15 protein-coding genes are annotated in these 14,471 nt (G+C 64.2%); 7 read left to right on the top strand and 8 right to left on the bottom strand.

The genetic code is table 11. The features are described 5' to 3' along the window. The first annotated feature begins 35 nt into the window (after positions 1–35). The 4 genes from NKK52_RS20385 to NKK52_RS20370 all read left to right on the top strand — a co-directional run bounded on the left by NKK52_RS20385 (position 36) and on the right by NKK52_RS20370 (position 3,261). On the top strand, positions 36–1,706 hold the full coding sequence (locus tag NKK52_RS20385; RefSeq protein WP_023683051.1) for a nitrite/sulfite reductase: 1,671 nt from the start codon (positions 36–38) through the stop codon (positions 1,704–1,706). After that, complete coding sequence (locus NKK52_RS20380) at positions 1,681–2,445, top strand: phosphoadenylyl-sulfate reductase (RefSeq protein ID WP_023683052.1); 765 nt, start codon at positions 1,681–1,683, stop codon at positions 2,443–2,445. Before NKK52_RS20385 ends, NKK52_RS20380 begins: the two co-directional genes overlap by 26 nt. Before the next feature lie 117 nt (positions 2,446–2,562). Continuing rightward, positions 2,563–3,096, top strand: coding sequence for a DUF934 domain-containing protein (locus NKK52_RS20375; RefSeq protein WP_023669768.1), 534 nt, complete (start codon positions 2,563–2,565; stop codon positions 3,094–3,096). 42 nt (positions 3,097–3,138) lie between these two features. Next, the gene (locus tag NKK52_RS20370) at positions 3,139–3,261 is read left to right on the top strand and encodes a hypothetical protein (RefSeq protein ID WP_023683053.1); all 123 of its coding nucleotides are present in this window, start codon (positions 3,139–3,141) and stop codon (positions 3,259–3,261) included. Between the two features lie 149 nt (positions 3,262–3,410). On the opposite strand, the gene NKK52_RS20365 is transcribed toward NKK52_RS20370, so the two are convergent. Continuing rightward, positions 3,411–4,433: a fatty acid desaturase gene (locus NKK52_RS20365; RefSeq protein ID WP_023669767.1), complete on the bottom strand. Its 1,023-nt coding sequence runs from the start codon at positions 4,431–4,433 to the stop codon at positions 3,411–3,413. A gap of 84 nt (positions 4,434–4,517) precedes the next feature. Continuing rightward, positions 4,518–4,718: a hypothetical protein gene (locus tag NKK52_RS20360; RefSeq protein WP_023683054.1), complete on the bottom strand. Its 201-nt coding sequence runs from the start codon at positions 4,716–4,718 to the stop codon at positions 4,518–4,520. Between the two features lie 259 nt (positions 4,719–4,977). On the opposite strand from NKK52_RS20360, the gene grpE reads away from it, so the two are divergent. Together grpE and NKK52_RS20350 are read left to right on the top strand one after the other, a co-directional pair. Continuing rightward, positions 4,978–5,607, top strand: coding sequence for a nucleotide exchange factor GrpE (gene grpE, locus NKK52_RS20355; protein WP_023683055.1), 630 nt, complete (start codon positions 4,978–4,980; stop codon positions 5,605–5,607). Between the two features lie 145 nt (positions 5,608–5,752). Beyond that, positions 5,753–6,385, top strand: a complete 633-nt coding sequence (locus tag NKK52_RS20350; protein ID WP_023683056.1) for a trimeric intracellular cation channel family protein — start codon at positions 5,753–5,755, stop codon at positions 6,383–6,385. Between the two features lie 72 nt (positions 6,386–6,457). Here the strand turns inward: NKK52_RS20350 and olsB are convergent, their stop codons facing one another. From olsB to NKK52_RS20320, 6 genes are all read right to left on the bottom strand, one after another. Then, positions 6,458–7,333, bottom strand: a complete 876-nt coding sequence (olsB, locus tag NKK52_RS20345; protein WP_023683057.1) for a l-ornithine N(alpha)-acyltransferase — start codon at positions 7,331–7,333, stop codon at positions 6,458–6,460. A gap of 276 nt (positions 7,334–7,609) precedes the next feature. Next, entirely contained in the window at positions 7,610–9,898 is a 2,289-nt protein-coding gene (locus NKK52_RS20340) for a response regulator (protein WP_023683058.1), read from the bottom strand. 141 nt (positions 9,899–10,039) lie between these two features. After that, on the bottom strand, positions 10,040–11,029 hold the full coding sequence (gene acuI / locus NKK52_RS20335) for an acrylyl-CoA reductase (NADPH) (RefSeq protein ID WP_023683059.1): 990 nt from the start codon (positions 11,027–11,029) through the stop codon (positions 10,040–10,042). A gap of 105 nt (positions 11,030–11,134) precedes the next feature. Then, positions 11,135–11,623, bottom strand: a complete 489-nt coding sequence (lspA, locus tag NKK52_RS20330) for a signal peptidase II (RefSeq protein ID WP_023683060.1) — start codon at positions 11,621–11,623, stop codon at positions 11,135–11,137. After that, on the bottom strand, positions 11,620–12,477 hold the full coding sequence (locus NKK52_RS20325; protein WP_023683061.1) for a TrmH family RNA methyltransferase: 858 nt from the start codon (positions 12,475–12,477) through the stop codon (positions 11,620–11,622). The genes lspA and NKK52_RS20325 overlap by 4 nt, the downstream gene beginning before the upstream one ends. A gap of 34 nt (positions 12,478–12,511) precedes the next feature. Then, positions 12,512–13,594, bottom strand: a complete 1,083-nt coding sequence (locus NKK52_RS20320) for an RsmD family RNA methyltransferase (RefSeq protein WP_023683062.1) — start codon at positions 13,592–13,594, stop codon at positions 12,512–12,514. A 126-nt stretch (positions 13,595–13,720) separates the two neighbouring features. On the opposite strand from NKK52_RS20320, the gene NKK52_RS20315 reads away from it, so the two are divergent. After that, a complete protein-coding gene (locus NKK52_RS20315) occupies positions 13,721–14,419 on the top strand; it encodes a helix-turn-helix transcriptional regulator (protein WP_023683063.1) in 699 nt (232 codons plus the stop codon). Positions 14,420–14,471: the final 52 nt, after the last annotated feature.

Here is a 14,471-nt window from a genome sequence, read left to right as displayed (position 1 = left end):
CAAAATACGGGCGGACGCGCCCTGAAAGACGAAACATGTACCGCTACGATGAGTTCGACCACGATTTTGTCCAGGCCCGCGTCGCCGAGTTCAGCGACCAGGTCGAACGCCGGCTGTCCGGCGAGATCACCGAGGATCAGTTCCGGCCGCTGCGGCTGATGAACGGCGTCTACCTGCAGCTGCACGCCTACATGCTGCGCATCGCGGTGCCCTATGGCACGCTGAACAGCGCGCAACTGCGCATGCTCGGCCACATCGCGCGCAAATACGACAAGGGCTACGGCCACTTCACCACGCGCCAGAACATCCAGTTCAACTGGCCGGCGCTGTCCGACATTCCGGCGATCCTGGCCGATCTCGCCAGCGTCGAGATGCATGCCATCCAGACCAGCGGCAATTGCATCCGCAACGTCACCGCCGATCACTTTGCCGGCGCCGCCGCCGACGAGGTCGCTGATCCGCGCCCCTATGCCGAGATCCTGCGGCAATGGTCGTCTGTGCATCCGGAATTCTCGTTCCTGCCGCGCAAGTTCAAGATCGCGGTGACCGGGGCCGAGCGCGACCGCGCCGCCATCCAGACGCATGATATCGGTCTGCATCTGAAGAAGAACGCCGCCGGCGAGCTCGGCTTTGCCGTCTATGTCGGTGGCGGCCAGGGCCGCACGCCGATGGTGGCGCGCAAGATCCGCGACTTCCTGCCGGAAGCCGACCTGCTGTCCTACTGCACGGCGATCCTGCGCGTGTACAACCTCTATGGCCGCCGCGACAACAAGTACAAGGCGCGCATCAAGATCCTCGTCCACGAGACCGGCGTCGAGGAAATCACCCGCCAGGTCGAGGCCGAATGGCAGGAGCTGAAGGACGCCGAGCTGAAGCTGCCGGAAGCCGACATCCGTGCCATCGACGCCTATTTCGCGCCGCCGGCACTGACCGCCCGGCCGGAAGGCGACGCGGCGATCAAGCTGGCGCGGCTCGATTCCAAAAGCTTCTCGGATTGGCTCGACCAGAATGTCGTGACGCATCGCCATCCTGACTATGCCGCGGTGACGATCTCGCTGAAAGGCATCGGCGAGGTGCCGGGCGATGCCACCGACAGCCAGATGGAAGCGGTCGCCGACATCGCCGAGAAATACGCGTTCGACGAACTGCGCGTCAGCCATGAGCAGAACCTGATCCTACCGCATGTGGCGCGCGCCGATCTCAAGGCTGTCTATGATGCGCTGGTCGATATTGGTCTGGCGACGGCCAATTCCAACCTGATCAGCGATATTATCGCGTGCCCTGGCCTCGACTATTGCGCGCTGGCGACGGCGCGCTCGATCCCGATCGCGCAGGAGATTTCGCTTCGCTTCGCCTCGCTGGAGCGGCAGCGCGAGATCGGCGAATTGAAGCTGAAGATTTCCGGCTGCATCAATGCCTGCGGCCACCACCATGTCGGCCATATCGGTATCCTCGGCGTCGAGAAGAAGGGCTCCGAGCTCTACCAGGTGACGCTTGGCGGATCGGCCGACGAGAACACCTCGGTTGGCGAAATCATCGGCCGCGGCTTCTCTTCGGAAGAGATCACCGACGCCATCGAGCAGATCGTCGACACCTATCTCGGCCTTCGGCTCGGTCCCAGTGAACGTTTTATCGACGCCTACCGCCGTGTCGGTCCCGCGCCGTTCAAGGAGGCGCTCTATGCTGGCGAAACCAAGGCCGCTTGACCGCATCCTCGACGTCGACGACAGCATCGCCGCCAAAGCGGCGGGCTTCGACGCGCTGTATGGACATCTGAGCCCGCTCGACATCATCGAACGCGCGGCGAGCGAATTGTTTCATGACGAGATCGCCGCCGTGTCGTCCTTCGGCGCGGATTCCGCCGTCCTGCTGCATATGATCGCCAAGGTCGACCGCACGCTGCCGGTCATCTTCCTGGACACCGGCAAGCATTTCGAAGAGACGCTGGGCTATCGCGATGCGCTGGTCGCCGATTTCGGGCTGACCAACATCAGGGTGATCAAGCCCGAAGACGCGGCGCTCGAGCGGGTCGATCCGACCGGCAATCTGCACCAGAGCAATACCGATGCCTGCTGCGACGTGCGCAAGGTCGAGCCGCTGGCGCGCGGCGTCGCCCCCTTCCGCGCCTGGCTGACCGGCCGGAAGCGCTTCCAGGCGGCGACGCGAGCCGCGCTGCCGGTGTTCGAGGCGGTCGGCCCGCGCGTACGCGTCAATCCGCTGGCGCACTGGACGACATCCGACCAGGCTGACTACATGCGCGCGCATGCGCTGCGCGAAAATCCGCTGGTTGCGTACGGCTATCTGTCGATCGGCTGCTTCCCATGCACGCAGCCGGTGCAGCCGGGCGAGGATGCGCGAAGCGGACGCTGGGCCGGTCATGCCAAGACCGAGTGCGGCATCCATCTGTCGGGACTGGAAGTATCGCTGACCGACGCATCCCTTTAAGCTATGGTGATATTCAGGTGAGGCTGGCCTGCAACGGCGGCTTCCACTCGGAGGCCGCCGGTTTCGTGTGGACCGGCTTTCGCGGACTTTCGATTTTTAGGGCTTTAGGAATTTTCTATGACTGAACAGACCACAGCGGAGACCCGCCTCTGGACCCGGACGGGTTTTCGCGAAGACGAGTGGACACATGCCGAAAGTGCGGATGCACTGGCGGGCAATGGCCGCTTCATCCTGCCGTTGCAGGCATTTCTCGGCCTTGATGCCGAGGTGCGGCGCTCGGCCAAGGAGCGGCTGGGCGTCGCATTGCTGCCGGGCGACCAGCTGGAAAAGATCGTGGATCTGCTCGACCAGCTGTCGCTGGTGGCGCTGGCCTTTCCGGCCTTCAGCGACGGCCGCTCGTTTTCCAAGGGCGAATTGCTGCGCAGCCGCTACGATTTCGAGGGCGCGGTCCGCGCCACTGGCCAGGTGCTCGTCGACCAGCTGCCGCATATGCTGCGCCTCGGCTTCGACGAGTTCGAAATATCCAACCCGGTTCTGCTGAAGCGCCTCGAAGAAGGCCGCACAGGAGGGCTGGGCCTTTATTATCAGCCGACCGAAGCGTCGGAGCCGAAGGGGCCGAAATACTCCTGGCGGCGCGTTCGCAACAGCTGACGCAGCGGTAATTTCGCCTGTCTTTACAAAGACTGTGATCTCTTGGCTGTCCGGACGGAAGTATCCGCCAGGCAGGAAGCCGCGCTGATCGGCGGCAACACCAATGCAGCGACCATCATGATCGCCGAAAAGGCGGCTGACGTGATCAGGGCTGCAAGGTCCTGATGCGCGAGGAGCGCAAGGCCACCTGAGCAGATCTTCTGGGAGATGCAGCCGCGCCTTTGGTGCGGCGGTTTATTTTTTGTTTTATGCGATCCCGAGGGAAAGCGCTGCGCGGTCTTCCCGGGAAACCGCTTCACTTTGCTGGAATGCTTTCAGGCCAAAGCCCGCGCTTCGCGAAACGAGACCAGCTTGCGGCGATTCTCGTCCCATAGCGCCAGCTTGACGCAGCGCAGGCTGTCGAGAAGCGTGACGCGGCCGATGCCGCGCAGTTCCGGATAGTCGCGCAGCACTTCCTGCAGCCGGTAGCCCGGCACCTTGGCGGAGAGATGGTGCACGTGATGGACGCCGATATTGCCGGTGAACCAGTTCAGCACCGGCGGCAAATCGTAATAGGACGAGCCGTGCAGGGCGGCACGCTGGAATTCCCACTCTTCGTCCTTCGCCCATTCCGTCTCCTCGAACTGGTGCTGGACGTAGAACAGCCAGATTCCGGCCGATCCGGCCAGGATCACGATCGGCAAATGGACGATCAGGAAAGCGCCGGGGCCGACCAGCCAGATAAGCAGCGCTGCCGCGACCGCGATGCCGAGATTGGTGGTCATCGACGACACCCAGGGCGTCAGGCCGCCGCGCATCATGCCGACGGGCAGCCTCTGCTCGAAGATGAACAGCCAGATCGGGCCAAGGCCGAACATCACCAGGGGATGGCGGTAGAGACGATAGGCAAGGCGTCCCCGCCAAGACAGCTGCCGGTATTCAGCAACCGTCAACGTCCTGATATCGCCCATGCCGCGCTCGTCAAGATTGCCGGCGCTGGCGTGATGGGTGGCGTGCGCGCGCCGCCAGCAATCGTAAGGGGTCAGCGTCAGCACGCCGAGCGCGCGGCCGATCCAGTCGTCGGCAGTGCGGTTGGCGAAGAAGGAGCCGTGGCCGCAATCGTGCTGGATCATGAAGATCCGCACCAGAAAACCGGCGGCGGGAAGGATCAGGATCAAGCCCCACCAGTGGCCATAGGAATAGGCTGCCGAAGACAGCGCCCACAGCGTAACGAAAGGAATAAGGGTGATGGCGAGTTCAAGAGTGCTGCGTCGCCGGTCGGGCTTCTTGTAGCGCGCCAGGATCTTCAACCAGGCGCGCTTGCTGTTGGCGGCCGTCTCGGGGGAAATCATGTTCATCAGGAAGCATAGGCGGGGCGTCCCGCTGCCGCAAGGAAAAGCTCACGCAAAATTACTGCGCGTAATTGTCGCGCGATAGCATCGCTATTGACGGCGTCGGCCGCCGGCCATGCTGGCTTCTATGCCGTCCAGCCGGTCGAGCAGGTCCCGGAAACGGGCGGGAATGTCGGCCTCGGTGCGGAAGGCCGGCAAGGTGCGCAAGAAGCGCGTCGTCGCCTCGGTGCCGAACTGGCGCCTGATGTCGGCGGCGAGCTCTTCGCTTCTGTTGCCAGTATTGCGGTCCATTGTCTCAAATCCTGTGTCGGTTTCAAAACTCCTCCAAGCTTTGAATGGTTCCCCATAGCGGGGTATTGGCAAGCAAAGGCTGCCGTTACGGTAAAGTTTGAATTAATTTTGAACGTCTTTGCGTCCCGCACCAAGTCCGACGGGCAGCCCGCAACATTGCCTGCTGTTGGGCGTCCTCCTGGGCTTCCCCCTTGATTTTTGGCCGCCAAACCTCGATATCGGGCGCAAATCCAAACCATTCGAATGACGGGAAATGGCGATGAGCGACCAGACAAAAGACGAACGCGCGCCCGAGGATATCGAAACGGCCGAGGCCGAGCGCACGCACGGCGGCATCGACGGCGACTATGAAGCGCTGGTGCGGCTGCTGAAGGAAAACGAGGAGCTGAAGGACCGCGCGCTGCGCGTCGCGGCCGAGATGGAGAATCTGCGCCGCCGCACCGCCCGCGACGTGCATGATGCGCGCGCCTATGCGGTGGCCAATTTCGCCCGCGACATGCTGTCGGTGTCGGACAATCTGCGCCGCGCGCTCGATGCTATCCCCGCCGAGGCGAAAGCGGCCGGAGATGCCGGCTTCAAGGCGCTGATCGACGGCGTCGAGATCACCGAGCGCGCCATGCTGTCGACGCTGGAACGGCATGGGGTGAAGAAGCTTGAGCCAGAAGGTGAGAAGTTCGACCCGAATTTCCACCAGGCGATGTTCGAAGTGCCCAATCCCGATGTGCCGGCCAACACCGTCGTCCAGGTCGTGCAGCCGGGCTATTCGATCGGCGAGCGCGTGCTGCGGCCGGCCATGGTCGGGGTCGCCAAGGGCGGCCCCAAGATCGCGGCCACCGAAGCGCCGGTTGAGCCGGGGCCGGTGAACGAGCAGGCCGAGAAGGATGCGTGAGTAGGGTAGGCAGTAGGGAATAGGGAATAGGGAATAGGGAATAGGGAATAGGGAATAGGGAATAGGGAATAGGCAGGCGTATCAATCGCGCGGCTTCGTGTTATTCATACTTTCCCTAATTCCCAATCCCTACTGCCTCATGTCCCTGACGCCCATCGACCTCCTCGACTATGCCGGCGTCGCCGTCTTTGCCGCGACCGGGGCGTTGGCGGCTTCGCGCAAGCAGCTCGACATTATCGGCTTCCTGTTTCTGGCCAGCGTCACCGGCATTGGCGGCGGCACGCTTCGCGACGTCATCCTCAACCTGCCCGTCTTTTGGGTCGCCAACTCCGGCTATGTGCTGGTTTGCGCGGCGGTTGCGGTGCTGGTCTTCTTCATCGCCCACCGCGTCGAATCCCGCTGGAAATGGCTGCTCTGGCTCGACGCCATCGGATTGGCGGCCTTTTCCGTAATGGGCGCGGCCAAGGGGCTGGCCATCACCGGCTCGCCGGTCGTCTCCGTTGTTATGGGCGTGTTGACCGCCACATTTGGCGGCATCCTGCGCGATCTGCTGGCCGGCGAGCCATCGGTGCTGCTCAGGCCCGAAATCTACGTCACCGCCGCACTCGCGGGCGCCGGCCTCTACACACTTGGCGATCTTGCCGGCCTGCCGCCGCTCGCCTCGGATATCGCCGGCTTCGTCGCGGCTTTCCTGGTGCGCGGCGGCGCGCTGAAATTCGGCTGGACCTTTCCGTCCTACAAGAGCCGCCCGGGACGGCGACCGGAGGATATTCCGTAGGGAGAGGGATTAGGGAATAGGGAATAGTCGGTAGTCAGCAATTCGCGGCAGCCTTCACTACTGCCTACTACCTCACGCCGCAAAGCGCTGCGCTTCCCCGCCATAATAGTTGACGTAGCGGGCGCCGATTTCCTTGACCGGCATCACCACGAACACATCGACGGTGGAGAACTCACGGTCGATGACGCAGCCGTCGCCGATGCGGGCGCCGACGCGCAGATAGCCCTTGACCAACGGCGGCATGGCCGCAATCGCCGCCTTGGCGTTGACCGCCTCGATCGGCATCAGGTCCATCGAGCAATAGCGCCCGGAGACCGCCCGCACATCCCAGGCGGAGTTGGTCCGGCAGTGATGGGCAAGGTAGGTGAGCGCCTCGGCATGCGCAGCCGGCACCGTGCCAGGGAACGAGGCACAACCGGTCATCACGCCGATCTCATAGTGGTTGATGTAGGCCCAGATGCCTTGCCACAGCGCCTCGATGGTGCGCTTCGAGCGGTATTCCGGCAGCACGCAGGAGCGGCCGAGCTCAAGGAAGCGCTGGCCAGGATGGCGGGCGATCAGCTTGGTCAGTTCGAACTCGCCTTCGGAATAGAAGCCGCCGGCGGTCGCGGCAATCTCTTGCCGCAGCAGGCGGTAAGTGCCGACGATGCGGCGATGCTCGGGGCCGGAGATCGAAGTGTCCAGCACGAGGAGATGGTCGCACAGCGGGTCGAAGCGGTCGGCGTCGCGCCGGTCCTGCGCCTGGAACAGGTCCTTCCTGGCGCCAAGCTCGTCATAAAACACCCGGTAGCGCACTTCCTGCGCGGCGGCGATCTCGGCCTCATTGCGGGCAAGCCGCACTTCGAGATTGCCGATACGGCCCAGCGGTGCGCCTGTTGCGACGGCATCGGCGTTCCGCGCGGCGAGCAAAGCGCCGCCTGCGCTGGGCCGAGTGTCACATTCCGGCATAACTGTATGCACGAGTGATTCTCCTTCGAGCCATCCCTCTTGGCACGGGGATACGGTGTAGGTGCAACAGGATTGTGACAGTACCGTGATACGGCGCGACGGGCAATACTTCGTCGGCTGGCGAAAACCCTCATTCGGCTACCTACGTGACGCGAGGATTGCGCCAGCGTCGCCATGAAGCGCGTCGCGCTGGGACGATTCACGCGACGCGCTTCAAGTCTTTGTTTTGTGCATGTCGTCTTCTCAAAACCGGGGCCATTTTCGAGCGACATGAATTCAGGCGGCCACCTGGCCCTCGACGGCATGGACCAGCGCGTCGGGATCGAGCGGCTTGGTGACGAAGCCGCTGGCGCCATGGGCGAGCACGGTGTGGCGGGTCTTTTCCTGGCTGTCGGCCGAAAGCACCATGATTGGTACCGGCGGCACAGCCATTTCCTCCTCGTGGCGGCGGATGGCGGCGATCGCGTCCAGCCCGTCCATCACCGGCATGTGCAAATCCATCAGCACCACATCGAAGCGATTTTTCAGCCCGGCCTCGGTGACCGCCTCGACCGCGGCCTTGCCATTGCCGACCACTTTCACGCGATGTCCCGCCTTCAAAAGCGTGGCGCGGGCAAGCATGGCGTTGATGTCGTTATCTTCGGCGATCAGCACCGACAAGCCCTGCTGGCGTGCGCCATGGGCACGAAGAGAGGACGCGCCGGTCTTTTCCGGCTTGGGCGGCGGCAAGGCAGGGGCATGACTGGTCAGCAGCACGCGCAGCAGGGTTTCGCCGCGCACCGGCCTCGCCAAGAAGGTGGCGTAGCCGCTGGTGCGGAATTCGCCAAGCATGCCGCGGTCGGTCGGCGCGATCAGCGTGATCGCCTCGCAATCGGCAAAGCCACTCTGGCGCAGGCGCTTGAGCAGTCTGCCGTCGCCGTCCTCCAGGGCCGCGTCGATCAACAGCACATCGCAATGTTCGGCGAAGGGCGTCGCCTGGGAAGCGGTTGCGGCGACGTCGACGGCGCCGCCATGGGCGCGGATGGTGCGGGCGATGGCGTCCGCCTCGACGGCGTTCTTCGACACGATCACGGCGCGCCGGCCGGCCAGGATGTTCTGCCGGTTCTGCGGTGCTTCGGTTGCTCCTGCGGCCGGGATCTCGAAGACGAATTCCGATCCCTCGCCAAGTCGGCTCGACACCGAAATGGCACCGCCCATGGCGGCGACCAGGCGCCTCGATATGGCCAGACCGAGGCCGGCGCCGCCATGGGTGCGGGTCGAGGTGCCGTCGGACTGTTCGAATTCCTCGAAGATGCGCTCCATGTCGTCTTCGCGCAGGCCGGGGCCGGTGTCGGTAACGGTGAAGCAGATGCGGTCGCTGGTATCGGTGCGGGCGCGCGCAATCGAGACCAGCACGCCGCCGGTGTCGGTGAACTTGATCGCATTGCCGATCAGGTTGAGCAGCACCTGCCTGACCCTGCCGGGATCGGCCATGATCATCTGCGGCACGTCGGGCTCGACATGACAGCCGAGGCCGATTTTCTTGGCGAAGGCTTTCGCTGCCATCAGTTCGACGATGTTGTCGGCGATTTCGCGCAGCGATGTCGGCTGCGGCTCCGGGTCGAAACGGCCGGCCTCTATCTTGGAATAGTCGAGCAAATCCTCGATGAGCGCCAAAAGGGCGCTGGCCGAGGTCGAGACAGCGCCGACATAGGTGCGCTGCTCGGGCGACAGATTGGTGTCAGCCAGAAGCTTGGCCATGCCCATGATGCCGTTCATCGGCGTGCGGATCTCATGGCTGACGGTGGCGAGGAAGCGCGACTTGGCCTGGCTGGCATATTCGGCGCGCTCGCGCGCGGTGATCAGCGAGGATTCGGCGCGTTTGCGCGCGGTGATGTCGCGGGCAATCGCCCGGTGCGAGACGGCGCCGCTATCCTTGTCGCGTACCGACAGTTCGATCCATGAGAACCAGCGCGGACCGTTCGGGGTGCGTATGGAGACGTCGGTGGAACTCAGGCATTCATGATCGGAAAAGGCGGCGTCGGGGACGATGCCGACATCAATGCCGTGTTCGGCGAGGGTCCTGCCGGCAAGGTCGCGTTGGTCGGTTCCGACGAGGCTGGCGAAAACCTTGTTGGCGTAGACGATGTGGCCATCGCGGTCGCGGTGGACGACGAGATCGCCGAGCGCATCGATCAGCCCGCGAAAACGCTCCTCGCTCTCCTGCATCTCCCACATACGGTCGGCCAGCGTCTCGATTTCGGCGCGGCTACGGGCCGCGGTTTCGTCGAGCAAGGCCGCCGCGCGGCGGACGGTGCGGCGGCTGCGCAGGTGCATGGCGACGCCGGCAAGGCCTGTCGCCAGCAGGCCGAGGGTGATGAAGATCGGCGCACCGGTGAGGTGGGAGAGGCCCGCCAGCACGACACTGGCGACCACCGTCAGGAACGGCAGGCCCTCGGACGTGGCGCGCGGCAAATCCGGCGCCAGAGGCGGCGGCGCGACACGCTGCCGCTTCGCCGTCGCCGGACTCGGCCCGTCGACGCTTTCGGCACGGCTCTTCTCTTTCCTGGCGGACTCCGCGATCATGCGGAACTCCTTGCAGATAGAGATTATGGAAAAGCGCGGCGGATCGTTCGAATTTTAGCGGTCATGCATTTTTGGCGGTTTTCCGCATCGCCTGATCTTTTCCGAAACCTGATTCCCTTTCGGGATCATGCTTCGGGAGCCTCACATATCGACAACCACGCGGCCCCTGATCTTGCCCTCGACGATGTCATGGGCGGCGGTGATGATGCCGTCGAAGCCGATGGTCGTCGACAGGCCGGCGAGCTTCTTGAGATCAAGATCGCTGCCGATGCGGCGCCAGGCTTCCAGCCGCACAGCCTTTGGCGCCATCACTGAATCGATGCCGAGCAGCGAGACGCCGCGCAGGATGAACGGGGCGACGCTCGACGGCAGATCCATGCCACCCGCCAGGCCGCAGGCGGCGACCGCGCCGCCATAGGCGGTCATCGACAGCACATTGGCCAGCGTGTGGCTGCCGACGGCATCGATGCCGCCGGCCCAGCGCTCCTTGGCCAGCGGCTTGGCCGGCTGGGAGAGTTCCTCGCGCGAAATCACTTCGGCGGCACCGAGGTCGATCAGATAGGAGCTTTCGGCGCTGCGGCCGGTCGAGGCAATGACGTGGTAGCCGAGGCTGGACAGGAGCGAGACCGCGACCGAACCGACGCCGCCGGCGGCACCCGTCACCACCACCGGGCCGCGATCGGGCAGGATGCCGTGCCGCTCCAGCGCCATGACGCACAGCATCGCCGTATAGCCGGCGGTGCCGACCGCCATCGCATCGTGGGCGCTGATGCCGTCGGGCAACGGCACCAGCCAGTCGCCGTTGACGCGGGCGCGCCCGGCATAGGCGCCGAAATGCGTTTCGCCGACACCCCAGCCGTTGAGGATCACCTGATCACCCTTGCGCCAGTCGGCATGCGAGGAAGAAATCACCGTGCCGGCGAAATCGATGCCCGGCACCAGCGGCCAGCGGCGGATCACCGGCGCCTTGCCTGTGATGGCCAGCCCGTCCTTGTAGTTGACGGTCGTCGCCTTGACCGCGACGGTGACATCACCTTCCATCAAATCGGCTTCGCTGAAATCGACGATCTCGACCGACTGCTTCTTTTCGGCGTCGCGCGAAACGAGGATGGCTTTGAAGGTTTCAGGCATCTCTTCTCCTCGGCTTCGCAAAGGCTGGCGGTCGGCATTGGCTGGCTCTGGCCGAACTGTGCGGCGACCGTCCGGCGAGGTCAATTGGTCAAAAGAGTCGGGCCGTCAGGCTTCTGGGCCTTGCGGCTTGGCCTCGCGCCGCCAGCCGATGAATTCGTCGAAGACGACCAGCGCCGCGCCGACCGAAATGAAGGCATCGGCGAGGTTGAAGACGGCGAAGGACCATACCGGCGTGTGGAACAATATATAGTCGATGACGTGGCCGTAGACGGCGCGGTCGATCAGATTGCCGATCGCGCCACCGATGATCAGGGCAAAGCCGATGCGGGCCAGCACATGGCCGGATGGCGTACGCGTTGCCAGATAAAGCACGAAGGCGACGACGACGACCGCGATGACGACCAGGCCGGTGTCGCCGAAGGACGAGAACATCGAGAAGGCGATGCCGGTATTGTAGGTGCGAAACAGCGCCAGGAATGGCACCAGGTCGAGCTTTTCCTGGAAGACGAGGCCGGTCTCGATCAGATGCTTTATCCACTGGTCGAGCGCGATTGCCACCATCACCAGCAGCGCATAGGGAGACCATGATTTCACGATGTGGCGTCCTCGGGGGCAAGTTTCAGCGCGCCGCGCCGGATCTCGAACAGCATGATTCCGGTGGCGACCGCCAAATTGAGTGAATCGGCGCGGCCGGCCTGCGGAATCCGCAGCAGCCGGTCGCAGCTTTCCGCCAGATTGTCGGGCAGGCCCTGCTGCTCATTGCCCATCATCAAGAGCACCGGTCCTCGGGAGAAATCGACCGAGCGGTAGTCGACCGCACCCTTCAGATGGGTGCCGACCACCAGGCCCGAGAAGCTGTTTCGCCAAGCCAGAAATGCTTCCGGCGTCGCCTTGGTCACCGGCACGGCGAAGATCGAGCCCATGGTGGCGCGCACGGTCTCGACCGAAAAAGGATCGGTAGTCTCGCCGACCAGGATGACGCCCTTGGCGCCGACGGCATCGACGGTGCGGATGACGGTGCCGAGATTGCCGGGATCGCGCACCCGGTCGAGCGCCACCCAGACATCGCCGTCGTGAGCGCGGATGTCTCTTAACGGCAGCAGTTTCTGCCGGAAGACGCCGACCACCATTTGCGGATTGTCGCGGCGGGTTATGGCGACCAGCACTTTTTCGGACACTTCGAGCACGGTGCCGCCGGCGGCAACCGTGCGCGCCGCCACCTTTTCGACCGCCGCATTGCCGCGTCCGGCCTTGGCGAAGACCAGCGTCCTGATCGACCAGCCGAGGTCGAGGGCGTCGATGACCAGCTTCAGCCCTTCGGCCATGAAGGCGTTCTGCTGGTCGCGGAATTTCTTCTGGGCGAGCGCCTTGATGTCCTTGATCAGCGGATTGGCAAGGCTGGTGACTTCCTTGACCTGCCCGGGCGCGCCGGCGTGCCGCTCATTCATTCGGGACTCCCGGGCATTCAGGTCTCCGGGGCATTCAGGCTACCCAGCGCGAAAACAGCGATGTCGACAGCGCCCGCCCGGCGGACTGCTCGCGGATGATCAGTTCGCCTGATTCAACCGTGCCGCCCATGCCGGCAAAAGTGTCGCGCATCAAGGCATGGATGGCGAAGAAGGAGGCGCGGATGGAATAGGCGGTCAGCACCACGGTGAGCGGTTTCGGCGTCAGGATCGCGCGGCAAAGATCGGTCAGGCCGGGCAGGTCCTCGAACAACTGCCAGACCTCGCCCTTGGGGCCGCGGCCATAGGCGGGCGGGTCGAACAGGATGATGTCGTAGCGGCTGCCGCGGCGCTCTTCGCGCTCGGCGAATTTCACTGCATCGTCAACGATCCAGCGGATCGGCTTGCTGCCGAGACCAGCCATTTCCTGGTTTTCGCGCGCCCAGCCGACCGCCTTCTTGGAGGCATCGACATGGGTGACCTCGGCGCCGGCGCGGGCGGCTACGAGAGACGCGAGCCCGGTATAGCCGAACAGGTTCAGCACCTTGACCGGGCGCTTGGCCGCCGCGATCAGGCTGGCCATATGGTCCCAGTGCGAAGCCTGCTCGGGGAAGACGCCGACATGGCGAAACGAGGTGAAGCGGCCGAGATAGTCGATGCCGTCATGCTTCATCGGCCAGGTCTCGCCCAGCGGTACCTTCGGGAACCGCCAGCGGCCGATGCCTTCCTCGTCGGTGTCGCCGGTGAAGATGGCGTCGGCGCGGTCCCAGTCCCTGGCCGGTAAGGCCTTTTGCCAGATCGCCTGTCCCTCGGGCCGCACGATGCGGTAGGGGCCGTATTGTTCGAGCTTTTCGCCGGCGCCGCTGTCGAGCAGTGCATAATCCTGATTGGGCGCCACTTCGAGGATCACCGGCAGGCGCTCAGTGGGCAGGATGCCTTCGCGACGCGCCAGGATACGGGGGGCGGGCTTCGGATCAGACCGGTCGTCCGGTTTTGTTTCGTGGCGTGGCTGTCTGGCTTCGGGTCGGACTGGTACGGTCTCCGGCTGCGGCCGCGCATGTTCGGTCCTGCCCTTTGCGGGCGGACGGTTGTCGCGGCGTTTGTCGCGAAAAGACTTCAAGCAGGAGCGTCTCCGGAGGCGGCAGGCCGCTTTTGGCATAGGGTCACCGGCTGCGCAAACAAAATGGTCCAGCGTCGAATGTCTGAGGTGGTGGACCTCGCTGAGGAAACAGGCAAATCTCGAATCATGTCCCGTTCCGAACGCCTGCTCGACCTGATCCAGATCCTGCGCCGGCATCGCCGGCCGGTGAGCGGTCGCACGCTTGCCGGCGAGATGGACGTTTCGATCCGAACGCTCTACCGCGACATTGCCACGCTGCAGGGGCAAGGCGCGCCGATCGAGGGCGAGGCTGGGCTGGGCTATGTGCTGAAACCCGGCTTCATGCTGCCGCCACTGATGTTCACCGACGAGGAGATCGAGGCCATCGTTCTGGGATCGCGTTGGGTTGCCAGACAACCGGACAAGCGGCTGTCGGCCGCCGCCACCGACGCGCTGGCCAAGATCGCCGCTGTGCTGCCGGATGATCTGCGCGAGGACCTCGATGCGACCGCGCTTTTGGTCGGGCCGCACGGCGATGCTGTCGAAAGCATCGACCTTGGCCTGGTGCGCCAGGCGATCCGCAACGAGAGAAAACTCGGCTTTCTTTACCGCGATGCCGGCGGCGCCGCCTCCGAGCGCTTGATCTGGCCATTCGCGCTCGGCTTTTTCGACAAGGTGCGGGTGGTGGTGGCCTGGTGCGAGACGCGGCAGGATTTCAGACATTTTCGCGCCGACCGGATGTCGGGGCTCAACACCACGTATATCCGCTATCCGCGTCGTCGGCAGGCGCTGCTGAAGGAATGGCGCGCGACGCTGGACGCACCGAAGCGCCAGCCTGGCGCTTAATGCTCCTTTCCACGCGCCCACAAGACGCTGCTGCCAGAATCTGACAGTGGGG

It is taken from the genome of Mesorhizobium sp. C277A (assembly GCF_040324395.1).
Classification (GTDB): Bacteria; Pseudomonadota; Alphaproteobacteria; order Rhizobiales; family Rhizobiaceae; genus Mesorhizobium.
Note: the sequence above shows the minus strand (reverse complement) of the source record. Positions and strands in the feature narration are given on the sequence as shown.